Annotated in this window: 18 protein-coding genes and 1 riboswitch; of the genes, 10 read left to right on the forward strand and 8 right to left on the reverse strand. The window is 62.2% G+C overall.

The window, feature by feature from the left end; genetic code table 11:
- The first annotated feature begins 19 nt into the window (after nucleotides 1-19).
- Nucleotides 20-643 carry a cytidylate kinase-like family protein gene (locus V4529_11790; protein ID MES2359002.1) on the forward strand — a complete coding sequence of 208 codons (624 nt, stop codon included), beginning with the start codon at nucleotides 20-22 and terminating at the stop codon, nucleotides 641-643.
- A complete protein-coding gene (locus V4529_11795) occupies nucleotides 640-2,223 on the forward strand; it encodes a DHA2 family efflux MFS transporter permease subunit (protein ID MES2359003.1) in 1,584 nt (527 codons plus the stop codon). Before V4529_11790 ends, V4529_11795 begins: the two co-directional genes overlap by 4 nt.
- Here the strand turns inward: V4529_11795 and V4529_11800 are convergent.
- From V4529_11800 to V4529_11810, 3 genes are read right to left on the reverse strand one after another with little or no spacing between them, the layout of a single operon-like run.
- A complete protein-coding gene (locus V4529_11800) occupies nucleotides 2,177-5,488 on the reverse strand; it encodes a PAS domain S-box protein (GenBank protein ID MES2359004.1) in 3,312 nt (1,103 codons plus the stop codon). The two genes, V4529_11795 and V4529_11800, sit on opposite strands and share 47 nt — an antisense overlap.
- Nucleotides 5,489-5,495: 7 nt before the next feature.
- Nucleotides 5,496-6,710, reverse strand: a complete 1,215-nt coding sequence (locus tag V4529_11805) for an HD domain-containing phosphohydrolase (protein MES2359005.1) — start codon at nucleotides 6,708-6,710, stop codon at nucleotides 5,496-5,498.
- Nucleotides 6,707-7,897, reverse strand: a complete 1,191-nt coding sequence (locus V4529_11810; GenBank protein MES2359006.1) for a response regulator — start codon at nucleotides 7,895-7,897, stop codon at nucleotides 6,707-6,709. The genes V4529_11805 and V4529_11810 overlap by 4 nt, the downstream gene beginning before the upstream one ends.
- A 438-nt stretch (nucleotides 7,898-8,335) precedes the next feature.
- On the opposite strand from V4529_11810, the gene V4529_11815 reads away from it, so the two are divergent.
- Genes V4529_11815 through V4529_11825 form a run of 3 tightly spaced genes read left to right on the forward strand, consistent with a single transcriptional unit; the run spans nucleotide 8,336 to nucleotide 13,205 of the window.
- Nucleotides 8,336-9,325 carry a homoserine O-succinyltransferase gene (locus V4529_11815; GenBank protein ID MES2359007.1) on the forward strand — a complete coding sequence of 330 codons (990 nt, stop codon included), beginning with the start codon at nucleotides 8,336-8,338 and terminating at the stop codon, nucleotides 9,323-9,325.
- Nucleotides 9,322-10,554: a cystathionine gamma-synthase gene (gene metB, locus V4529_11820; protein MES2359008.1), complete on the forward strand. Its 1,233-nt coding sequence runs from the start codon at nucleotides 9,322-9,324 to the stop codon at nucleotides 10,552-10,554. Before V4529_11815 ends, metB begins: the two co-directional genes overlap by 4 nt.
- Nucleotides 10,551-13,205, forward strand: a complete 2,655-nt coding sequence (locus V4529_11825; GenBank protein MES2359009.1) for an aspartate kinase — start codon at nucleotides 10,551-10,553, stop codon at nucleotides 13,203-13,205. Before metB ends, V4529_11825 begins: the two co-directional genes overlap by 4 nt.
- Here the strand turns inward: V4529_11825 and V4529_11830 are convergent.
- The 4 genes from V4529_11830 to V4529_11845 all read right to left on the reverse strand — a co-directional run bounded on the left by V4529_11830 (nucleotide 13,177) and on the right by V4529_11845 (nucleotide 16,081).
- The gene (locus V4529_11830; protein ID MES2359010.1) at nucleotides 13,177-13,920 is read right to left on the reverse strand and encodes a DUF1080 domain-containing protein; all 744 of its coding nucleotides are present in this window, start codon (nucleotides 13,918-13,920) and stop codon (nucleotides 13,177-13,179) included. The two genes, V4529_11825 and V4529_11830, sit on opposite strands and share 29 nt — an antisense overlap.
- Before the next feature lie 238 nt (nucleotides 13,921-14,158).
- Nucleotides 14,159-14,788 carry a Yip1 family protein gene (locus V4529_11835; protein ID MES2359011.1) on the reverse strand — a complete coding sequence of 210 codons (630 nt, stop codon included), beginning with the start codon at nucleotides 14,786-14,788 and terminating at the stop codon, nucleotides 14,159-14,161.
- A gap of 338 nt (nucleotides 14,789-15,126) precedes the next feature.
- Nucleotides 15,127-15,357, reverse strand: a complete 231-nt coding sequence (locus V4529_11840; GenBank protein MES2359012.1) for a hypothetical protein — start codon at nucleotides 15,355-15,357, stop codon at nucleotides 15,127-15,129.
- Between the two features lie 142 nt (nucleotides 15,358-15,499).
- On the reverse strand, nucleotides 15,500-16,081 hold the full coding sequence (locus V4529_11845; protein MES2359013.1) for a PEP-CTERM sorting domain-containing protein: 582 nt from the start codon (nucleotides 16,079-16,081) through the stop codon (nucleotides 15,500-15,502).
- Nucleotides 16,082-16,570: 489 nt separating this feature from the next.
- On the opposite strand from V4529_11845, the gene V4529_11850 reads away from it, so the two are divergent.
- From V4529_11850 to V4529_11870, 5 genes are read left to right on the forward strand one after another with little or no spacing between them, the layout of a single operon-like run.
- Entirely contained in the window at nucleotides 16,571-17,545 is a 975-nt protein-coding gene (locus V4529_11850; protein ID MES2359014.1) for an NAD-dependent epimerase/dehydratase family protein, read from the forward strand.
- A 15-nt stretch (nucleotides 17,546-17,560) separates the two neighbouring features.
- Nucleotides 17,561-18,457 carry an XrtA system polysaccharide deacetylase gene (locus tag V4529_11855; GenBank protein MES2359015.1) on the forward strand — a complete coding sequence of 299 codons (897 nt, stop codon included), beginning with the start codon at nucleotides 17,561-17,563 and terminating at the stop codon, nucleotides 18,455-18,457.
- On the forward strand, nucleotides 18,454-19,503 hold the full coding sequence (locus tag V4529_11860; protein MES2359016.1) for a FemAB family XrtA/PEP-CTERM system-associated protein: 1,050 nt from the start codon (nucleotides 18,454-18,456) through the stop codon (nucleotides 19,501-19,503). The genes V4529_11855 and V4529_11860 overlap by 4 nt, the downstream gene beginning before the upstream one ends.
- 8 nt (nucleotides 19,504-19,511) lie before the next feature.
- Nucleotides 19,512-20,669, forward strand: coding sequence for a DegT/DnrJ/EryC1/StrS family aminotransferase (locus V4529_11865; GenBank protein ID MES2359017.1), 1,158 nt, complete (start codon nucleotides 19,512-19,514; stop codon nucleotides 20,667-20,669).
- The gene (locus V4529_11870) at nucleotides 20,669-21,988 is read left to right on the forward strand and encodes a glycosyltransferase family 4 protein (protein ID MES2359018.1); all 1,320 of its coding nucleotides are present in this window, start codon (nucleotides 20,669-20,671) and stop codon (nucleotides 21,986-21,988) included. The genes V4529_11865 and V4529_11870 overlap by 1 nt, the downstream gene beginning before the upstream one ends.
- Before the next feature lie 114 nt (nucleotides 21,989-22,102).
- Nucleotides 22,103-22,194, forward strand: a riboswitch (cyclic di-GMP riboswitch).
- Nucleotides 22,195-22,610: 416 nt separating this feature from the next.
- Here V4529_11870 and V4529_11875 read toward each other — a convergent pair.
- Nucleotides 22,611-22,969: hypothetical protein (locus V4529_11875; protein ID MES2359019.1), on the reverse strand; the 359-nt coding region annotated here is incomplete at its 5' end.

A 22,969-nucleotide genomic window follows, 5' to 3' on the forward strand; every position in this document is an offset into this window, starting at 1 on the left:
AAGACGGCACGAACAAACCGTGCAGAACCAATCGATCGATCTCATAACCGTCAGTCGCGAGTTCGGGGCTGGAGGGAGCGATTTCGCGGTAGAGCTGGGCAACGGCCTCGGCTGGCCGGTACTCGACCAGGATATCATCCGCCGCGTAGCGCAGCGGCTCAAACTCCAGGTCAAAGCGGTCGAGCGCCTCGACGAGCACCCGCCAAACTGGCTCGCACGCGTCACCTCGGCGCTCCTCATCGCGCCGCCGGAGATGCCGGTCGGGATCGACACACCCCACATGCTGCACATGGATTCTGTTGCCGAGGCCGCCCAGAGTGTCGTCGTCGAAGCCGCACAGAACCCGCCACTCATCATCGTCGGCCACAGCGGCCAGAACATCTTCGCCACGCGCCCGGGTGCGCTGCACGTGCGCCTCGTCGCGCCGTTGGAGTCGCGTGTCGAACGGCTCATGGCGCGATTCGGCTGGGACTACGATACTGCCGCTGACCGCGCGCGCCATATAGACGCCGATCGCGCCGCATACTCACAGCGCTACTATCATCGCGAATGGCATGATCCCCTGCTCTATCACGTAGTAATCGATACCGGCCGCGTATCGGTCGCCGAGGCTGCGAAGATGATCGAGGCGATGGCGCGGTGACTTCAGTAGCCGGGGCTCTGGAGCGACTTGAGCCTGCGGAAGGGACGCACAAGTGGGTGATAGCCGGCACTGTGATGACCGGCTCCATCATGGCGTCACTGGATTCCAGCATCGTCAACGTCGCGCTGCCGAACATGAGCGGCACGCTCGGCGCGACCATCGAAGAAATCACGTGGGTAATCACCGGCTACATCCTCGCCAACGTGATCATCATGCCGATCGTGGCGCTCCTGAGCTCGCGTTTCGGCCGCAAGAACTTCTACATGGCAAGCGTGGTGCTGTTCACTACGGCATCGATGGCCTGCGGGCTCGCGCCCTCGCTCCTCGTGATGGTCATGTTCAGGATCATCCAGGGGCTTGGCGGCGGAGTGCTCATAACGGTGTCGCAGGCGATTCTCCGCGAATCGTTTCCGCCCGAGGAACAGGGAATAGCGATGGGCGTGTATGGACTCGGCGTCGTGCTCGCGCCGGCGCTCGGTCCCACGCTCGGCGGCTGGCTCACGGATAATTACTCATGGCCGTGGATCTTCTACATCAATCTCCCGATCGGGATTCTCAATCTCATCCTCGTCGCGCGCTTCATTCAGGATCCCCCTTATCTCATTCGCGAAAATGGAGAGATCGACTTCCTGGGACTCGGTCTGCTCGTCGCGGGATTGGGGGCGTTGCAGCTCATGCTGGAAGAGGGCGAGCGCAACCAGTGGTTCGAGTCCGGGTTCATCCTGCGGCTCGCTGCGATCGCCGCAGTTGGATTGATGCTCTTCATCTGGCGCGAGATGAAAGCGCGCAGGCCAGCTGTCAATCTGCGGATACTCGGCAACATCTCGTTCACTTCCGCGACGGCGATCGGTGGCGTGCTGGGGCTGGCACTCAATGGAAGCCTCTTTCTGCTGCCACTCTTTCTGCAAGATCTGATCGGGTTCGATGCGACGCAATCCGGAATCGCGCTCATGCCGCGCAGTCTGGCCATGGCACTGCTCATGCCGATCGCCGGACGATTCTACAACAAACTCGGGCCGCGCGTCCTGATCGGGTCAGGACTCGTCATCTGCGCGTACGGTTTCTGGGGCCTTTCGGTGCTCACGACCGACGTCGGTTTCTGGGACATCTTCTGGCCGCAGCTCTGGCAGGGAGTCGGCTTCTCGCTCATCTTCGTTGCGCTCAGCACCGCTGCGCTCGCAACTATCGCCAAACCGCAGATGACACAGGCGACCGGCCTGTACAACGTGGTGCGTCAGGTGATGGGTAGCGTCGGAATCGCGATCGCCGCGACTCAGCTCACAAGCGCTACTTCACGTTACCACGACGTGCTGTCGGAGAACACGGGAATGTGGAATCCCGCCACCGTGCGGTTCCTCAAGAACGCAACCGCTGCGATGATTCACGCTGGCGCCGACAAGTTCACGGCCCAGCAACGCGCGCTCCAGCTGCTCGATATTTCAGTGACACGACAGGCGACGGTACTTGCCTACAATCATGTCTTCCTGCTGGTCACCGCGCTGTTCGTGCTAGGCCTTCCGCTCGTTCTGTTGCTCAGGCGCGGAGAGCGGCCGACCGGCTCGGAGGTCCATGTGGACTGACTGCGCCGATCGCGTCTGTCGCCTTGCGAATGAAGGCGTCCGGCGTGAACGGCTTCCGGAGGATCATGATTGGATCGCCCGAAACGCCGCTCGCCATCCCATCGTCCGCTACCCCGGACATGATAACGACCGGCAGATGCGGATCCTCCTCGCGCAACGTCGCGGCGACCGCAGCGCCGGTCATCGTCGGCATGATCATGTCGGTGATCAACAGCTTGATGTCCGCGTGATGCTCAGCATACAGCGCCAGTGCATCCGGACCGTCGTTCGCAGCGAGCACGGTGTAGCCTGCGGATTCGAGAATGCGCGTCGCCACGTAGCGCACAGCGCCTTCATCATCCGCGAGTAGCACGACTCCCGACCCGCGCCTGCGGGATGCCGGCTTGTCGGGCTGGTCCGCCTCGTTATCCGCGTCAAAGGTCGACGCGGCGGGCAGATGTATCGTGAAGGTCGTTCCCACACCTTCCGTACTGCTGACGGTGAGACGGCCGCCGGACTGACTCACGATTCCATGCGCGGTGGAGAGTCCCAATCCTGTTCCCTTGCCGACTTCCTTGGTCGTGAAGAATGGCTCGAAGATACGATCCTGAATTTCGCGCGGCATGCCGCAGCCCGTGTCGCTCACTGAAAGCATGACCTCCGCAGTGTGGCGTGCGTCGACACCATCCGCGCCAGTTGCCGTATCCCGCGCGACATTCGCAGTCGTGACGGTGAGTGTTCCGCCATCGGCCATTGCGTCCCGTGCATTGACCACAAGATTCATCAGCACCTGTTCGACCTGTCCTGTGTCGGCGAAGACTAAGTGAAGGTCGGGATCGAGCGACGTCACTATCGTTACCGTTGGCGGAAGCACGCGACGGAGCATCTGCTCCGTTTCGCGCACGACGGAGTTGAGGTCGATGAGGGTGGGGACCAGCACCTGTCTGCGGCTGAATGCCAGAAGCTGGCGTACCAGCGCGGCGGCCCGCGACGCCGCTCCCCTGATCTCCAACAGGTCGGCGCGCTTCGGAGCAGTCTCATCGACGTCCCCGATGAGCATCTCCGCGTATGCCGTAATTACGGTAAGCAGGTTGTTGAAGTCATGAGCGATTCCGCCGGCGAACTGGCCCACTGCTTCCATCTTTTGCGCCTGAAGTAATTGTGCTTCGAGACGTGTGCGTTCTGTAAGATCCACCGCGAGGGTGACAAAGCCGGCGGGAACGCCCGTTGCGTTGTGAATCACCGCGACTGATACATCGACCTTGACATGGGTCCCGTCCTTCCGCGCGACTTCCGTTTCGCGTCCGGAAATCTGCATGGTGCCAGGCAGGACGTCATGAAGTCGATCCTTGCTGACACCGTTCGCATCCACTGCCATCAGCGGGCATTGCCTGCCGATAATTTCGTCAGCGCGCCAGCCGAATAGACGCTCCGACGCACGATTCCATTGGACGACGCGCAGGTCGAGATCGGTTGCTATGATCGCAACCGGAGAGCTGCCCAGGATCGCACGAACAAACTGGCTCGACTCACGAAACGCGGCTTCGATTTCGTTCTTCTGAGTCACGTCGTTGATCAGTACGAGCCGCGTTGCACGATCTCCGAACGGAAGCGAATGAATTGTAAGATCGACGTCGATCAGCGTGCCATCCTTCTTGCGATGGTGGCGTCCCGTGATCTCTACCGATCCCTGCTTCAGACGCTCTTCCGGGGAAAGGACCTCGTACGCATATTCGGGCGACCGCACGTCGAAGATCGTCATCTGCAGGAATTCATCGCGTGAAAATCCGTAGTGCTCGACAGCGGCGTTGTTGACCGCCAGAAAACGGCTCGTCTCCACATCGAACGCCCACATCGGCATCGGGTTCGTCTCGAACAGGAGGCGGTACTGCTCTTCCGACGCCTTGAGCGCCTCTTCCGACGCCTTCGCGTCGACGATATCGCGACTTGTGGTGATGACTTCCTTCACCTCTCCCGTCATCGGATCACGGACCGCGGTGCCAACGGTCTCGAGCCACACAAAGTGGCCATCGGCATGCCGGAACCGATGCTCCGTGCGCACGGCTTCCTTTAGAGACATGGCACGATGAATGGCGGTGTGCGTGGTGGCTGCATCGTCATCGTGGCGCAACGCGAACGGGAAGGTGCCCACCACAGCCTGCGGTTCGTAACCGAGGACTGCCTTTACGGCCGGCGATACGTACAACACGCGGCCATCGGGCGCGAACCGCGCGATGATGTCGGTGGAGTGATCGGCCAGCAGGCGATAGCGTGCCTCCGACGTAGCCAGTCCACGAAGATTCTCGGCGCGCTCCCTGTGGCCGCGAGCGAGCACGAGCCAACTGACTAACGTCAGAATGACGAGGACAGTAGAAATCTCGTGCAGAAGGGTCGCGTCCGCGGAACGATACAGCGTCTCTGGATTTGCGCGACGCACCAATCCCCACGGCAGCCCGTCGATATGAACGGCAACAGCTGGAACGTGACCGTCCAGCGAGCGCACGACTCCAGACGCGCCCAGAGATTCGAGCACGAGCGGGCCCGCCTGCGGCGCTCCCATCGAGTGAACGTGGAATCCGCTCCCGCGCTTCGAGAGCGTGTATGCATATACCGAGTCCCCCACGCGGGCGACCAGAGCGGTATGTTGCGACGTGGGGCCCGGCGGCGCGACACCAAGCCTTGCGAGCGACTTGCCATCGAGCGTCGTCGCCATCGCAACGGCACCGATCATCGACGAACGACCGGAGATTCCTCCGCTCGTATCCGCACTGGACAACACCGGCTGAACGAACACGACGCACAGCTGACTGTCGTTCAACGGAAATGGACCCACCACGATGATCGAGTTCGTATCCCTCGCGTTGCGCATTGCCGCAACGACGACGTCAGGCGGAGTGCTCTGCGATGCAGAGCCAACCAACACACCCGATCGGTTCAGCAACCACAGGGCCGAGAATGGCGCTGTGGACTGCGCAGACGCCTGATCGAGCTGGCTGAGGACCGTCGCAAGCCTGTGCATCAGCGCGGAGTCGGCCAGCGGAAAACCCAGCGCCGCCGATCTGGCGAAGAGTGCGGGGCTGCGAGCACCGCTTGCACCGACGATTCGCACCGCAGCTGCGCGCTCGGCGACCCAGGCCCGCGCCGAGCCACTCGATATTTGAACGGCCGATGACGATCGGCGCGTCCACTCTCCAACGGCTGCGCGATGCAGATCGTTGCGACGGATCGCCGCCAGTGCGACAAGAACGGCAACTGTTACCGCGCCCGCAAGCGCGCGATGGCTCACGCGAGTGCTAACGATCTCGGGCACCCGGGTCGGGTACGATCACCACGACCTCCTGATCCAGAAGTGCGCCCGGCATGGAGTAGCGGAGACGTTCCGTGAGCGCGCGCCCTACTTCCTGCCCGCGAGCGGCCAGCAGCAGGCCGTTCGCCCCCGTAACGTCGACAGCGAATACCATTCCGGGAACCACCTCTCCCAACCGTACGTGCCGCACGTTCACGGGCGCGGTATCGCTCTCGATCGACTTTACAAATGCTCGCAGAACGCGCGGATCGTAAACGTTCGCGCGATCCGATAATGCTGCGATGGCAACGCTCGCTGTCATGCCACCCGCCTCGAGTGCGTCGAGATCGGTCGCGACTTTGAGAATGCGCGCACCAAGCGGGATCTTCTCGCCACGCACACCACGACGCGGAGAGTTGGCGCCGTCGAATCCAGTATTCTGGAACACGAGAATTTCGTGAACTCCGTCCAGCCTGGGTATTTCCGCTATGAATGACGCAGCCAGCGCGGGGACACTGTCGGCAAGACATTGCTCCTCCTGACTCAGTTCCTTCCCGACGTGCAGTTTGTCGACGAGCGCAGGTGGCAAGGATACTGTGCCGAGCCGCGAAAGAAGCGCGGCAATCTCGATCTCCCACTGATTGTCCACCTCCAGCGCGTCGGAAACGCGAGCGACGTATCGCTTGAGTCGCGTTCCCCGGGCGAATGCCGACGGATTGACGAGCGTGAGAATATCGATGAGCGCCTTGACCGATCCATGCAACGTTCGCTCGAGCAACACGCGTTCCGACATGGTGAGCCGATAATGCTCGGCAGCAGAGGACACGGCAGCGATCAACGCGCTTGCCCCGCACGGCTTGGTCAGAAAGCGGAACACGGCCCCATCGTTTACCGCGGCAATCGCACTGTCGATGTTTGCATGCCCGGTCAGGAGCACGCGAACTGTATCCGGCGCCATCTCACGAACACGCTTGAGCAGCGCGATTCCATTCACACCCGGCATCGCCAGATCCGACACGATAACCGCAAACGGCGACGACGCGGATTCGTCGATGAGCTTGAGTGCCGAGATCGGATCGGAAGCAACGTGGACACTGAACTTCGCATGCAATATCCGCTGCATGCCTGCGAGCACAAACTGATCGTCATCGACACAGAGCACGCGCGGCGTGTTGGGCGATGCGTCCCGCTGCACGCCCGGTGTGGCCGGCACGCTGCTCACGAACGTCCTTCGCTGCTATCGAGGATTTCCCGCACCTTCCGGGTCAGGTCCGCCGCCGTAAACGGCTTCGGCATGAACGCGCGCCGGGCGTCCGGCCCACGTCGGACGATGTCGTCCCCGGTGTAGAGCGACATGAAAAGCACCCGGACATGCGGATATTCGCGCGCAAGTGCATCTGCGAGCTCGCCACCATTCATCACGGGCATCATGGCGTCGGTAATGACGAGATCCACATTCCCCGCCCATGCACGGACCGTATTCAGAGCTTCAGCACCGTTCGCAGCCTCGATAACTGCATAGCCTTCGCTGATGAGCATGCGCGATGCGAGCGAAAGTACGCCCGCGTCGTCCTCGACGACAAGGATGACTTCCTTCCCGTGCGCCGTCTGCACTCCGTCCGTCAATCCCGGATCCTCATCCGGTGACGCCTGGACCATCGGGAGCAGGATATCGAAGCACGTGCCCGCCCCAGGCGTGGTAGCCACGGATATGTAGCCCGACGATTGCCGGATCATTCCATACACGGTGGCGAGCGCAATCCCCGCTCCGGGAGGTTTTTTTGTCGTGAAGAACGGCTCGAACACGCGCGCAAGCGTCGCATTATCCATTCCGCGTCCGGTATCGCAGATCGACAGTCGAACGTGAGGCCCGGGCGTTGCCTCGGGATGTTGTCGGATGTCAGCCTCGCCCACCATGTAGTTGCGCGTGGTGATTCGCAGCTCGCCGCCGCTCGGCATTGCGTCTCTTGCGTTCGCGGCCATGCTCAGAATCGCGCTTTCGAGCCGCCCGTAATCCACCGAGACGCGGCCGAGATCGCTGGCAAGATCGATCGCGAGAACGACGCCGGCACCAACTTCACGAACGAGCGTTGGTTGCAGCGCGATGATGCAGGCATTGAGATCGACGACTGACACCTCGAGTTCCTGATTCGTCGTGAACTCGACCAGCCTGGTCGTGAGCGCGGCCGCACGCGACGACGCATCCCTGATCATCACCGCATCGGCGCGACGCGGATCATCGTCGGCAAGGCTCGTCGTGAGGAAATCCGAACAGCCATGGATGACGGTGAGAATGTTGTTAAGGTCGTGGGCGACCTTGCTCGCCAGCCGGCTCACGGCATCCAGCTTCTGCGCCTGGCTGGGTTGAACTTCGCGGTAACTGCCTTTGGAGTCTACAGACGTGGTCATTTTGCTACATTTGGCGGCGGCATTGCGTGCATTGTTCAATGACGCATGAAGGCAACACCCGCAACCACATCCCCCTCTCGGCCTCTCCCCCCGGTACGTGCTGTGGATCGCCCCTTCGTCATCCCCTGGGCATTGACTGCCGGCAATGGCCGTTATATGTTCCGGTCACAATCGAAGCTTCGTGGTCATTTGCTGCCTATTGCCGCCACGTAAAACAAAGTGCTAAAACGCAATCTGCCCGGCGGCTCTACCGTCCGGGCATTTTCGTTTGCGAGTCATGGAGAGCGTCGCGCAGTCTCATCTGCGCGCTGCCTTCCGTGACCGCGTGCGCCCTGTTTACGCGCGGCAAACGACGGCTGTGACTCCGAGAACACACCGGACGAGCCACACGCGAGACAAGCGCAAGCCGCGGTCCGCCAACAAACAGGATTGCGATAGATGACACAACTCGAGACACCGACGCCGAGGCGGGCTGCACGCGGAGCCGCTGCATTCTCCGCTGCATCTCCATTGTCAGCGCCGTTACCGCCGTACGAAGTAACTGGACCGCCCGCGGCGCCGCTGGTCGTCACACTCGGCGGAATCTCCGCCAGCCGCCACGTCACATCGACGGTTGGCGATACGTCGGACGGTTGGTGGCAGGACGTAGTTGGCGCGGGACGCGCGATCGACACGAAAGAGTATCGCGTCCTCAGTTTCGATTACATCGATGGCGGCAGCACGAAAGACGGACGGCCGGCGGCCCTCGTATCCACCCACGACCAGGCCGATGCGCTCGCGCACGTGCTCGACACGCTCCGCATCGCACGGGTACACGCGATCGTCGGCGCGTCGTACGGCGGCATGGTGGCGCTCGCATTCGCGGAGCGATATCCGGATCGCGTCGGGCGGCTGATCGTGATAAGCGCCCCGCACGAGACTCATCCAATGAGTACCGCTCTCCGCACCATACAACGTCGCATCGTCACGCTTGGCATCGAGACTGAGCGCACGCACGATGCGCTCGTACTCGCCCGCGCACTCGCAATGACGACATATCGCTCGGCGAACGAGTTCGCCCAGCGTTTCGCATCCACGCCCGACGCCACGACCGAAGCAGGCGCCACCTTCCCGGTAGAGAATTATCTCCTGCACAACGGTGAGAAATTCGCGCGGCGCTGGAGCGCGAGTCGCTTTCTGGCTCTCTCGCTCTCCGCCGACCTCCACCGCGTCGCTCCTGAGCGCATCCGTACTCCAGCCGTACTCGTGAGCATCGACGGCGACACGATCGTGCCCGGCGAGCAGCTGCGCCAGCTGGCTGCCCGACTCGCCGGTCCCAATCGTCTCATCCGATTGCAGGTCGCAACGGGGCATGACGCATTTCTCGCGGAGCCGGATCTGATCGGCCCGATCCTCCACAACTCACTACACACCGAGGTCGTGTCATGACAGGATCCAACATCACAACGTCGCACGGAGCAGCAACGCGCGCCGTGCGTGCTGGTATCGCAACCGATCGCGAATATGGCGCGGTTGTCCCGCCAATTCACCTCTCCTCGACGTTCGCGTTCAACGGATTCGGGTCGCCGGGCCAGTACGACTACACTCGAAGCGGTAATCCAACGCGCAGTCACCTTGCGGACGCGCTCGCGGAGCTGGAACACGGCGCGTCGGCGGTCGTGACGAACACGGGCATGTCGGCGGTGACGCTTGTGCTTCAGCTGACGCGTCCGGGTGATCTCGTCGTCGCCGCGCACGATTGTTACGGCGGAACACAGCGTCTGCTGCGATCGCTCAGCGCCCGCGGCAACTTCGATCTCGCGCTGATCGACCTCACCGGTACCACTGCGGAAGCGGAAATCGCGCGCAGAAGGCCCAAAATCCTCTGGATCGAGACACCCAGCAATCCACTGCTTCGCATCACGGACATTCGCCGGATCGCCGCCGCGGGGCACGCTGCCAACGCCCTCGTCGTAGTGGACAACACCTTCCTCTCACCGGCGCTCCAGCAGCCACTAGCACTCGGCGCGGACATCGCCCTGCACAGCACTACCAAATACCTCAACGGACACAGCGACGTCGTGGGAGGAGCGGTGATCGCGCGTGACGCCGCACTGGGCCAGGAGCTCGCGTGGTGGGCGAACTGTCTTGGTCTCACCGGCGCACCATTCGACAGCTTTCTCACGCTGCGCGGCATTCGCACCCTGTATGCTCGCCTTGCGTTGCACCTCGGCAACGCAAGCGCGGTCGTTGACGCGCTGTGCGACCACGAAGCCGTTGCCAACGTCTACTATCCCGGCCTTGTCACGCATCCCGGCCACGACGTCGCACGTTGCCAGCAGTCCGGCTTCGGTGCGATGGTCAGTTTCGAGCTGCGGGGCGGAATAGACGCGGTCGAGATCTTCACATCGGCATTGAGCTGCTTTACTCTGGCCGAGTCCCTCGGCGGTGTCGAAAGCCTCGTCGCGCATCCGGCGACGATGACCCACGCCTCGATGGACGCGGATGCACGCGCCGTCGCCGGAATCAGCGACTCGCTGCTGCGCCTGTCAGTCGGAATCGAGCTTGCGGCCGATCTGGTCCAGGATCTTACGCGCGCGCTCGATCGCGTAGCCGCCTCCCGGACGGAACGTTGTATCACAGGCGCATCACCCTCGCTCGCGGCAACCCTCGCATGATCGACGTGACAGGTCACACGCGAGCCGGCCCGTTCGGTTGTAACAATGCTCTTACAATCCACAAGTTTGGCGGCGCTGCTCTCGCCAACGCTGACGCCATCCGCGCAGCGATTTCTCTGATCGCGCCAGCATCACAAGATGCGCCTGCGTCGGCGTCCGACGCACATCCCGCGGTTGTAGTAGCATCTGCCTTCGCCGGTGTCACCGACGCACTGCTGAGCATCGCCCGTACCGCATCCAGGAATGCGCCGGCGCAGATCGCGGCGGAGATCGAGCGGCTGCGCGCGCGTCACCTGGAAGTCGTCGACGTGCTTCTCGGAGGGGCAGACGCAGACGAGTTACGTGCCTTTGTGCATCAGGCCTTCCAGGAGCTGGAGATACTGGTAGCTGCGGCGCGGATCGTCGGTGATGCGGGGCCGCGCGAGTCGGATCTCATCGTTGCACGCGGAGAGCGTCTTGCCGCACGCATCCTTGCGGCGGCGATGCGGAGCGTGGGTCTCCCCGCTGTTTTCGTCGATGCAACAGACCTGATCGAGACCGACGGCCGGTTCGGTCACGCCGCACCGGATCTCGGCCGCACGAACGCTGCGAGTCGCGCCACGCTCGGACCGCTGCTCTCTTCGGGAGCCATCCCCGTAGTCCCGGGATTCATCGGTCGCGGTCATGACGGAGCTACAGTCACACTCGGCCGCGGCGGCTCCGATCTCGCTGCGACTGTGCTGGCACGGGCACTGGATGCGGCGCGGGTCATTCTCTGGAAGGACGTCGATGGCCTGTTGAGCGCGGATCCACGCGTCGTTGCGACAGCGCGCGTCATACCGCATCTGACCTTCCGTGAAGCGGCCGAATTGGCGCACTACGGCGTCAAGGTCCTTCATCCGCGTACGCTCGCTCCCCTCACCGAGCGCACTCGCGTACACGTGCGCCCGTTCAGCAATCGCCTTGCGGCCGGAACCGAGATATCGAGTCACCGCCACAGCTCGCCATCTCCCGTGCAGGCGATTGCGGCCACGATGGACCAGGCGCTGGTGAGCATCAGCGGTCAGGGCCTCTTCGCGCTTCCGGGCATCGCGACGCGTGCGTTCGCGGCGCTGCATGACGCCGGGCTCGGTGCAGCACTCATATCCCAGGCAGCTACCGATTATGCGGTGGCGTTCACCGTGGCCAGCTGTCGCGCGGGTGCCGCGGTTGCCGCGTTGCGACACGCTCTCGCGCCGGAGCTCGCGAGCGGAGAGATCGAGCACATCGACGCACGTGTCGGAGTCGCCACCATCGGCATCGTTGGGTGCGCGCTTGCACACGAGCCCGGCGTCGCGGCACGCGTATTCAGCGCGCTCGCCGATGCGGGGATCAACGTCGTTGCCGCTGCACAAGGTAGCGGATCGGGCGGCTCGCTCTCCGTCGTCGTTGATGCGACACGCGCTGCTGAAGTTCAGTGCGCAATCCATGATCGGTTCCAACTGCACAAGACAGGCGGCGGCCGCGTCAGCGCGCCGGCTCACGCCGACGTCGTGTTGCTCGGCGTCGGTGCGATCGGCCGCGAATTGCTCGATCAGATCACCGAGCCTGGTACGACCGCCATCGCACCGCTCCGTGTGTGCGGGGTGATCGACCGGTCGGGCTTCGTCTTCGATTCGCGCGGATTGTCGCGCGCCGAGCTTGTCGCACTCTCGCTGCACAAGTCGAACGGCGGCGCGCTGGCATCGGTCCCTGGTGGCCAGCTCGCCGATGCCGTCCAGGCGATCGAGGTAATGTCTGCGCACGCCCTGTCGCGTCCGATCCTCGTCGACGCGACCGCCGCGGACTCCGGCGCGATCCTCGATCTCGCGCTGTCTAGAGGATGGGATCTCGTGCTTGCCAACAAGATTCCGCTCGCTACACGCGACACCGCCGTGCAATTGGAGAAGACCGCGCAGGAGCACGGCCGTCACATCCTCTACGAAGCAACTGTCGGTGCCGGCCTCCCGGTGATCGACACGTTGCGAAAACTCGTCGAGGCAGGTGATCACGTTCTCTGCATCGAGGGCTGTCCTTCCGGAACACTCGGCTATCTCTTCGGCGAGCTAGGCAGCGGTCGCACCTTCGCCGCGGCACTGCGGAGCGCAATCGCGGCTGGCTACACCGAGCCAGACCCACGAATCGACCTCTCAGGCATCGACGTTGCGCGCAAGGCGCTCATACTCGCGCGACTGATTGGGTTCGACGGTGATCTCGACGACATCGTAGTCGAGTCGCTCGTCCCCGATCGGTTGCGCGACATCTCACGCGAAGAATTTCTCGAGCGTATCGAGGAGCTGAACGACCACTGGAGCGCGCGGGTGAGCGAAGCGAGCGCAGCCAGCACGGTTCTTCGCTATCGCGCCCGCGTCACGCCGTCGGCGATCACAGTTGGACTCGTCGCCGTGTCGGTAACCGATCCACTCGGCACGCTGAGCGGCACCGACAATCAATTCGCATTCACAACCAGACGTTACAAACGGCAACCACTCGTGATTACCGGCCCCGGCGCGGGACCCGCTGTCACCGCTGCCGGCGTACTCAACGACATCCTCCGGCTCGCGACTGAACGCGGTGCGCTACGCGTCAGGCGAGCGCACGCGCAAAGCGTGCTGGCGCCGCGTTCTACAGCACCCGCACCCAGATATTCCTGAAGCTGATCGGGGCGCTCTTGTCTCCATGCGCCTGCAGAAGAATCGGAGCAGGCCCGTGCTGCTTGTACTCCGGATACCCCGTATTCTTGGTCACACCTTTGAGTGCGACGTGGTTCTGCACGAGTACGCCATTGTGAAACGCCGTTACATAAGCCGGAGTCGCAAGCGAACCATCGCTCTTGAACGTCGGCGCCGTCCAGACGACATCGTACGTCTGCCATTCACCAGGCTTTCGCGCCGCGTTCACCAGTGGCGCGTATTGCTTGTAGATGCTTCCAGCCTGTCCGTTGACGTACGTCTTGTTGTTGTACGAGTCCATGATCTGCAGCTCGTACCCGCCCACGGGAGTGATGGCCAGAAAGACCCCGCTGTTGCCGCGATCCTGACTCGTCCCTGTTATTCCAACAGGGATGCGCCATTCGATGTGCAGCTGATAGTTGCTGAAGCTCCGCCTGGTCTGGATATCACCCGACGGCTTGTTCACGGTGACGATCCCGTTTCCGACGTCCCATTTGGCCGCCGAGCTGTCGCGTGCGCTGATCCACTGATCCAGATTCCTGCCGTCGAACAACACTATCGCATCCGACGGCGCCGCCGCGTTTGACGCGCCCGGCGTCACGATCCGCGGCTCCGGACCCCACACCTCCGTGTCAGCCGGTTTCGGCTGAGCCGCAGTCGTTTGCGCCGCGAGCGGTCCCGCAACGCAAACGACCATCATCGCAAAGAACTTGATCCGCAATCTCAACCCCCTGATTGTATCCCACCCGACGCTCAGCCACGCGCCGCATCGCCGGTCCTGCGTAAGGCGCGGATATATCCGCGCCTGCCCCCTCCACGCGCGATCGAGCTCGGATGTGGCCCGCCCGACGCTCAGCCACGCGCCGCATCGCCGGTCCTGCGTAAGGCGCGGATATATCCGCGCCTGGCCCCTCCACGCGCGATCGAACTAAAAGCTACTGCAACCCTCCCAGCGCCGGATACGACACAAACCGTGCGGCAATCGCCCCGATCACTACGAAGATCACGATCGCGCAGATGATTACCACCACAGTGTAACCCATCGCCTTCTCTGCCGGCGCCTTCATCAAAGTCGGAAGGCCGGTGTACAGCAGGTACAGGCCGTACAAACCCAGCAGACCGAAAATACGCAGCCCTGGAATGAGCGCGAAGATTCCCGCCAGCCAGCTCGCCGTGCTCGAGTACGTCGCAACCTTCAACGCCTGGATCTGATTCTTCTGACCCGCGAACGTGGGCGCGAGTGCGTCGATTATCAGCGCGAGCACGTAGATGCCGACCAGCCCGAGTATGTATTGCGTTATCGCGCTCGTGAGTGCCGAGCCAAGCGGAACACGATACGTACCGAGTAACGGGAGACTGACTCCGAAAATGCTCAGCCCGATCACCGATGCAATCGGCGGAATGGCTGACAACGGAATGATGTAGCCTGTGTACAGTTGACTCACGGTGGTTGACTCACCGTCTATCACACGCCACTCCGACTTCGGCAGCATGATGATGCCCTTCACACGCGCGACAAGCCCAGTTGGCCCCTGAGCGTCCAGCGAATCCCCGACAGTGGACATTGAATCCCCCCGGTTGATTGAATGGAAGAAGCTAGGGAGAGTTTACCATCCAGGGCGCACGGCGCAAGCTCGCCGTGCTGAGTACCCGTGCGCTGGCCCATGACAAGGGCAGGCAACGTTTCTCCGCTCGAAACTGACACATAATTAAGGAGAGCGGCGTCGACCATCGGCGCCCGAAGCCTACAGGAGCAACACAATGGTATTCGACATTCTTGCCGGTGCGGTCATCGTGGGCGTCGGCGGCTGGGCCTGGAATCGCCTGGTCCGCCACTGGGCATCCACCGGAAAGCGATTCTAGCGACCGCCTTTCACGACACGATCGCGCCGAGGGGCCGTCCCTAGGGCTTCGTCGCGTTCGTTTCGACCACCATCGGGTTCCAGCATACCGCCGCTGCAGACCCATTCATCTGACAGAACCTTCCCGTCCGGCCATCGACCACCGAAAAGTGCTCGGGACCGGCGGAGTAGCGGTGGTCGCGCGCAGGACCAATGAGATAAAACGTCGCGTCGAGGCTCAGGACGATCAGGCAGACAGCGACGACGATCTGTAACCAGCGAGGTATTTGCATGGCCGCAAAATGCGGTCATCGGCCCGGGTTGGCCAGTGTCGGCAGCGAGTCCGGCAGCCGCACCAGAAAGCAGAAAGGGGCGCGCATCTCTCGATGCGCGCCCCTTTTTTCAGCACACCTCAGTGCGCTGATCCGGCCATTGCTACTTCTGCTTCTTGCGGCGGATCATCGGTACGAGGCCGATGAGGCCCGTTCCGAGAAGAGCCATCGAGCTCGGCTCAGGCGTCGAAACGAAGCCCTGAACCGTGGTGTGGCCGTTGTTGTTGTTCGGCGCAACGATCGAGTAGCCCAGGCCTGGCGTGAAGTTCGTCAGGGAGTAGGTGGACGCATCGATGTTGAAGATCGTCGGGTTGGCCGGATTCCAGTAGGTAAGGCTTCCGGTGCTCGAGATCGTACCAGCGAAGGAGCCGAAAAAGCTCCCCTGACCTGTCGTCGGGGATGTCTGGAACACGTTCAGGGTGAACTGATCGTTGAACGTTCCTGACGAACCTGTCGAGGCAGCAGTGGACAGGAAGTCGCCGAAGCTGACGTTGCTCGGCGTCGCCGTCGTCGTGCTCGGAAGGCCGTTGAACGTGATGGTCATCCCACCGTTGCTGACCGTATTCGTGCCGGTGGACGTAAACACGCCAGTCGTGAAGTACGTCACCTGAGCCTGCGAGGCCACTGGAAGTGCCAACGCTGCTGCAGCACCAGCGATAGCGGTTAACCGTCGAGAAATCTTCATACTCTCTACTCCTCCAAAATAATGTTTACCTACTCGACGGTGACCCTAGGAGCTGGATGCAGCGCCGCAATCGCGCCCGTCGACACCCTGCGACAGGCATCCTGATTGGCAGATTCCATGCCCCGCATGACCGCCAGGCCATAACGCCTCAAACATTTGAAGTGCGATCGTCGAATATGTGATATTCTCCCATGAAAAAGCTCGCAACATCACCCGGGCACTGACCACCGACACCGCACCATTCTCGCACGAACCGGACGATCCCGGACCAATCCTTGTGTTGCATTCGCCCCACACGTGTTGGATTCATTGCGCGGCCACATCCCGACGCGCTGGTAGCGACCGCGACACCCATATGTAGCTTGCACTCCGCGCCGGTATCGTTGTTGCGACTCCTGTTTGCCGCCGATACTCCAAACGGTACTGAATCTCCAACCCATCGCTGGTGCATCGCGCTGGCCAGGTCCCTGCTACTCTTCCTAAGACACTATGTCCCATTCTGTACTCGTCACCGGCGGCGCCGGGTTTATCGGCTCACACGTCGTCCGGCGATTCGTCGAGCATGGCTCGTCCGTAACCGTCCTCGATGACCTGTCCTCCGGCAAGCTCGCCAATCTCCCCGAAGGCGTCACTTTCGTGGAAGATGACATCAGATCGCCCTCTGCCGCACGCCTGGTCCGCGACGGCGCATTCGACGTCATCTGTCACCTCGCGGCTCAGATCGACGTCCGCAAGAGTGTCGAAGATCCCGCCTACGACGTAGCGGTGAACATAGGCGGCTCGCTCAACCTGCTCGAGGCGATGCGCCAGAGCGGCAAGAAGACAACCCGCTTCATCTTTTCGTCCACTGGCGGCGCACTCTACGGCGACGTCGAGGTGCTGCCCACCCCGGAACACTTTCCGAAAGACCCCCAGTCCCCCTACGGCAACGCCAAGCTTTCCGTGGAATTGTACCTCGGCTACTATGCACGAGTGCACGGTCTCGATACGGTGGCGCTCCGCTACGGCAATGTCTACGGCCCGCGCCAGGATTCCCATGGCGAGGCTGGCGTCGTCGCGATCTTCTGCGAGCGAGTCCTCGCTGGACGGAAGCTGACAGTCTTCGGCGATGGAAAGCAGACCCGCGATTACGTCTACGTCGCCGACGTCGCGAACGCCAACTTCCTCGCCGCCACGCGACAGTTGCCGCCAGCCGGCCCTCTCGATTCACGCTCGTTCAACATCGGAACCGGCGTGGAGACGACCGTGATCGAGCTCGCCGAGCTGATCCACGAGACGTCCGGTGCCAACCCCGTGATCGAACACGCGCCGGAGCGCGCTGGCGAGGTTCGCCGCTCGGTGCTCCTCGCTTCAAGAGCGGAAGAAGTACTCGGCTGGACTCCGCGCATGTCAATTGCAGATGGTATAGCCGAAACGTTCAGGTGGTTCGCGGACGAGCGCGACAGCGTTGCAAGCACCACATGACCGCCTAGGAGAAACGTGGCAACCGAGCACGTCTTCACGGTAGACGTCGAAGACTATTTTCAGGTCTACGCATTCGAGGGCGTCGTCGATCGCGCCGCGTGGGATGGCTATCCGTCACGCGTCGCGCGCAATACCGACGTGCTCCTCGACCTGCTCGCGCGTCATGGCGCTCACGGCACCTTCTTCACACTCGGCTGGGTCGCCGACAAGCATCCGGAGATAGTTCGCAGGATCGCCGACGCGGGTCATGAGATCGCCTCTCACGGATGGTGGCATCGCAAGGTGACCAGCCTCACACCCGCGCAGTTCCGCGAGGACGCGCATGCATCGCGCGCCATCCTCGAGCAGGTGAGCGGACGCCCAGTCGTCGGCTATCGCGCCCCGAGTTTCTCGATCACACCGGGGAACGAATGGGCATTCGACGTGCTGCTGGAAACGGGCTATCGATACGACTCCAGTCTCTTCCCGATCAACCGGTCCAACTACGGCTACCCGACCACACCGCCGCTGCCGCATCTCATCCATCGCAGCGCCGGCGATCTCATGGAATTTCCGCTCACCACCACGCGTGTCCTCGGAAAGCACATTCCAGCCGCTGGCGGCGGATACCTCCGGCACTTTCCATATGGCATAATCCGGAAGGCCTTCAGCGAAAAAGACCGCTCCGGAATCCCCGGCGTGTTCTACATTCATCCCTGGGAAATCGACTGCGAACAGCCGCGCATGCCCGTTCCGTGGCTGACCACCGTCCGTCATTACCGGAACATTCACAAAGTGCTTCCTCGACTCGAGCGCCTGCTCGGCGAATTCAAATTCACGTCGATCGCGCAACGACTCGCCGGTGACGGCAAGTGGTTTCGTGCAACCGCACCGCTGCCCGACGTGTCACCACACGCCGTAGCCCGGATTTGACACTGCGCGTCGAGCGCTACACCGGATCGCCCGAGCGCTGGAATGAGTTCGTCCGGTCACAAAAAGGCTGGACCCACTTCCACCTGCACGGCTGGCGCAACGTCATGCAGCACGCAATGGGACACGACACTCCGTATCTCGTCGCGATCGACGATGCAGCGCACGACGACCAGATCGTCGGTGTGCTGCCGCTGGTTCGTGTGAAGAGCGCGCTGTTCGGACACTTCCTCGTCTCTGTGCCCTTCCTCAACTACGGTGGCCCGCTCGGATCACCGTCCGCGATAACGGCACTGGCAGCCCACGCCGCGAAGATGGCGACCGACGACGGCGCAACAGTACTCGAGCTGCGCAGTCGCCATGACATCGGTGCAATTCCGGATTTTTCGGTGTCGCATCGCAAGATCACGGTCCTCCTCGACAGCAGCGGCGGCTCCGACGCGTTGTGGAAGCGGTTGAGCTCGAAATTGCGCAGTCAGATCCGGAGACCGCAGAAGGAAGGCGTCACAGTGCGCATCGGCGCGGATCAGTTGCGTCCCTTCTACGACGTCTTCGCGCACCACATGCGTGACCTCGGCACCCCCGTCATGCCGCGCAGGTTCTTCGAGGAGATAGCGCACCAATTCGGCGACGACGCCCTGTTCGCTGTTGCGTATCACAACGACAAACCGATCGCGTGCGGCGCAGGCTTCACGTGGGGCACCGGCGACAACAGCGAATTCGAGATCACGTGGGCATCAGCGCTGCGTGCCTACAACCGCATGTCGCCCAACATGCTGGTGTACTGGGAGCTGATGAAACACGTCGCCGATCGCGGCGTCACCACCTTCAACTTCGGCCGCTGCACGCCCGGTGGAAACACCCACAAGTTCAAGACTCAGTGGGGCACGGTCGATCAGCCACTCTGGTGGTACGAGCGCAGAGCGGCCGGCGCCGCAACGCCATCTGAAGGACACGGTGCAGCAGCACGCGGCCCAGAGATCTGGAAGCGCCTCCCTCTCCCGCTGGCAAACGCGCTCGGCCCGCGCATCATCCGCTTCATCCCGTAGCGGACGCGATGCATATCCGCCGGCAGCTCACCGTTGCGTCACCGCTCAGCGCAGGCAACATCGTCGGCGCGACGCTCGACACCATCGCGCGTCGGGATGCGAGCGAGCGCGTGCGCAACGCGATTGCGATGGAATTCAATGCACGCGACGTTCTGCTTACCGACAGCGGCACGTCGGCACTCGTACTTGCGCTGCGGATGTTCGCAAAGATTACGATGCCTGTCGCGATGCCAGCGTACGTGTGCGTCGATCTCATAGCGGCCGCGCGACGGGGTGGCGTACGCGTTCGTCTCTTCGACATCGATCCGCACACACTCAGTCCTGACATGGACTCGCTGCAACGCGTGATGAGCGCGGGTGTCAGTGCAATCGTGATCGCGCACCTTTACGGCTTTCCCGCGGACATGCCAACCGTGATGAAGATGGCACGAGACGCGGGCGTCCCCGTCATCGAGGATGCCGCCCAGCATGCAGGCGCAACGATCGCGGGAAAGCCTGCCGGGTCGTTCGGCGACGTAACCGTGCTGAGCTTCGGACGCGGCAAGGGGACCACATCCGGCCGCGGCGGCGCGTTATTGAGTGGTGGCGGTGTCGAGGCCGGAGCGACGCTCTCGCCTGGCGAGCGTGGACAGGCTCCGAGCACGGGCGTGCTCCTGACCACTGCCGCGACGTGGGTGCTTGGCCGTCCTTCCTTCTATGGAATACCCGCATCCATACCGTCGCTTCATCTCGGAGAAACCGTGTATCACGATGCTGGCGAGCCGAGCCGAATGTCTCGCGCCGGCATTGCCCTGCTCGACCGGACCTTCCCGGGGATGCGGCGCGCCGTGCAAGCGCGCCAGGCCAACGCCCTCGTACTACGCGACACTGCCGACCAGTCGCGGAACCTGGACACGGTACGCGCGATAGAAACAGGCGAGTCAGGATACCTGCGCTTCCCCGTTCTCCTTCGCGACGATCCACGCGACAACGACGCACTTGGAATCGCGCGCGGCTATCCGAATCCGCTGTCTCTCGAGCCGCAGATACAGCCCTGTCTGGTTGCGTCGCGCGAGCCGCTGCACGGTGCGCACGAACTGGCGCGCCGGCTTGTTACATTGCCGACACATCATATGGTTAGTAATTCCGATCTCGTTGAAATGTCTCGCTGGCTGCGCGAGCGTTGATGCGGTCCGTATTCGAAGTTGCCGATATTCAGCAATCGGTATTCGCGCGTCCACACCATTCGCGCGGCATCTCAGCTCCCAGACCTCTGACCTTCCGCGCCGAATCGCAGATGAGCCACACCAGTAAATCGATTGTTTACGTTTGGGATGCCGATTACCCGTGGGACGTTCGCACCGAGAAAGTAACCCTCGCGCTCGCGCGTGCCGGCCATTCGGTGCACATCGTGGCGCGTAATCGCGCCTGGAAGCAGACGACGGAGACGTTACCGGAAGGCACTGTTCACCGCATGATGCCGTGGAAACCGCTCGGCCGCCGCCTCGACAATGCGTTGAGCTTTCCGGCGTTCTTCAGTCCGCGCTGGATCAGTCTGATTGACCGTACGTGCCGCGAAGCGAAGGCCGATCTGATAATCGTTCGCGACCTGCCGCTGTGCCCAACCGCGATTTCGTGCGGCAAGCGACTCGACATACCGGTGATGCTCGACATGGCGGAAAATTATCCGGCGATGATGCGTGTGCTTTGGGAGACCGGTCGCGACACATTGTTCGACTACTTTGCCAGGAATCCATCCATCACGGCGAAAGTCGAGCGTCGCTGCGTGAGAAATGTCGACCACATCATCGTGGTCGTCGAGGAATCCGCTGACCGCGTCGCAGCGCTTGGCATTCCGCGCAGCAAGCTCACTGTGGTTTCGAACACTCCACCTCTTGCCAGACTCGACTGTCCATCGCATGAGCCGTCGTCGACGCGTGCCACGACGGATGTCGTTTACATGGGTAACCTGGAAGTTGTTCGCGGTCTTCTCGAAGCGATCGATGCGGTTGCGCATCTCAAGAACGAAGGAAAGCGAATCCGTCTTCGCGTGATAGGCCGCGGGCGGGACGAGGCGTTGGTGAGGGATCGCGCTGCATCGCTGGGCCTCACGGCGGAGGACGTCGAGTTCCTCGGCTATATCGCATCCCACGCGGAGGCGCTTCGCGTTGTCGCGGAATCCGATGTGGGATTGATTCCGCACAGGAAGAACGAGTCCTGGGATACCACGATCCCCAACAAGCTCTTTGACTACATGGCGGCTGGCCTGCCCGTGGTCAGCTCGGACGCCGCTCCCTGTGCGCGGATAATTCGGGAAACAGGTTCCGGGCGAATCTTCAGGTCCGGCGATGCCATCGAGCTTGCCACCGCCATAGAAGAGGTAGCACGGCCTGATATAGCAGCAATCCTGGGGGCTTCCGGACGAACGGCCGTTCGGAACCGTTATAACTGGGAATATGACACGGCTGTTTTGCTGGGAGCCGTAGACGCCATAAAAAAACAGTGAGGGCGGTCCACAAACACGTGACCAGCGGTTACCATGTAGGGAGTTAGTCGTAATAAGGTGGACGGTAAATACTACGCCTTTACCGTTCTTTTCCAGTTGGGCCCTCTAGAGGGGCCACGACAAAGGCAAACCCGCTGAAAGGCGGGGACGCAAAACCACGAGGCTAAAGCGCGAAAACTTCGCGCCATGCTAGTCGGGCTTCCGAATGGCGTTTTTACGAGGACCGAATTGTGAACCCAAGTTCCAAGACTGTGCTTACAGCACTTCTTCTCGCCGTCGCTGCGTGCGCCGGCACCGACGCAAACAAGAGCGGGGCTGATGTTACGGACCTCACGGCAGCCGAGTATGCGCTGCCGCCGTCGGCATCCGTCCAGGTCTCGCCCGGCACATCCCAGCTCGTCGTCGGCAAAACCGTAAAACTGGCAACGAGTATCGTCGATGCGGATGGTCGCCCGATGCAAGGCGTGATGGGCGTCCTCGCACACTGGAAATCCAGCGATACAACGATCGCCACAGTGTCAGTTACAGGTCTTGTTAAAGGACTGAGAGACGGACACGTAGTTATTAGCGCGATCACTGGGCATCGGACCGCTTCGAGCGCCGTTACGGTGACGGGCAGTGATCAGAATGCAACGTCGGGCGCGACGAGCGACACGGTCAAGAGTCCGTCGACCGATGCTCCGGCAGCGACACCGCCTTCAACAACATCTGACCATACAACGACGTCCACGACGCCTGCAACGGTAACGACTACCAGCCCAACGGCGACAACGCCAACCGCGACGGTACCAACCGCAACAACACCAACTACGACAACAACCACCACACCGGAAGCCACCGCTCCGCCTGCTGCCACAGCACCACCGCCAGCGTCGACACCGCCGGTTACGACCGTTACAGCACCATCCACGACTGTGCCGAGCACACCGTCTAGTTCTACGGGGCCTGGCCTTTCCGGACTCGCGTTGATCTCCGACGATT

The sequence above is a fragment of the Gemmatimonadota bacterium genome, assembly GCA_040388625.1.
In the GTDB taxonomy this organism is placed as follows: domain Bacteria; phylum Gemmatimonadota; class Gemmatimonadetes; order Gemmatimonadales; family Gemmatimonadaceae; genus Fen-1247.

Excerpts from the sequence above, each read along its gene's own strand:
- V4529_11810 (MES2359006.1), bottom strand. The coding sequence starts at position 7,897 with ATGACCACGTCTGTAGACTCCAAAGGCAGTTACCGCGAAGTTCAACCC.
- V4529_11815 (MES2359007.1), top strand. The coding sequence starts at position 8,336 with ATGACACAACTCGAGACACCGACGCCGAGGCGGGCTGCACGCGGAGCC.
- metB (MES2359008.1), top strand. The coding sequence starts at position 9,322 with ATGACAGGATCCAACATCACAACGTCGCACGGAGCAGCAACGCGCGCC.
- V4529_11825 (MES2359009.1), top strand. The coding sequence starts at position 10,551 with ATGATCGACGTGACAGGTCACACGCGAGCCGGCCCGTTCGGTTGTAAC.
- V4529_11830 (MES2359010.1), bottom strand. The coding sequence starts at position 13,920 with ATGGTCGTTTGCGTTGCGGGACCGCTCGCGGCGCAAACGACTGCGGCT.
- V4529_11835 (MES2359011.1), bottom strand. The coding sequence starts at position 14,788 with ATGTCCACTGTCGGGGATTCGCTGGACGCTCAGGGGCCAACTGGGCTT.
- V4529_11840 (MES2359012.1), bottom strand. The coding sequence starts at position 15,357 with ATGCAAATACCTCGCTGGTTACAGATCGTCGTCGCTGTCTGCCTGATC.
- V4529_11845 (MES2359013.1), bottom strand. The coding sequence starts at position 16,081 with ATGAAGATTTCTCGACGGTTAACCGCTATCGCTGGTGCTGCAGCAGCG.
- V4529_11850 (MES2359014.1), top strand. The coding sequence starts at position 16,571 with ATGTCCCATTCTGTACTCGTCACCGGCGGCGCCGGGTTTATCGGCTCA.
- V4529_11865 (MES2359017.1), top strand. The coding sequence starts at position 19,512 with ATGCATATCCGCCGGCAGCTCACCGTTGCGTCACCGCTCAGCGCAGGC.
- V4529_11870 (MES2359018.1), top strand. The coding sequence starts at position 20,669 with ATGCGGTCCGTATTCGAAGTTGCCGATATTCAGCAATCGGTATTCGCG.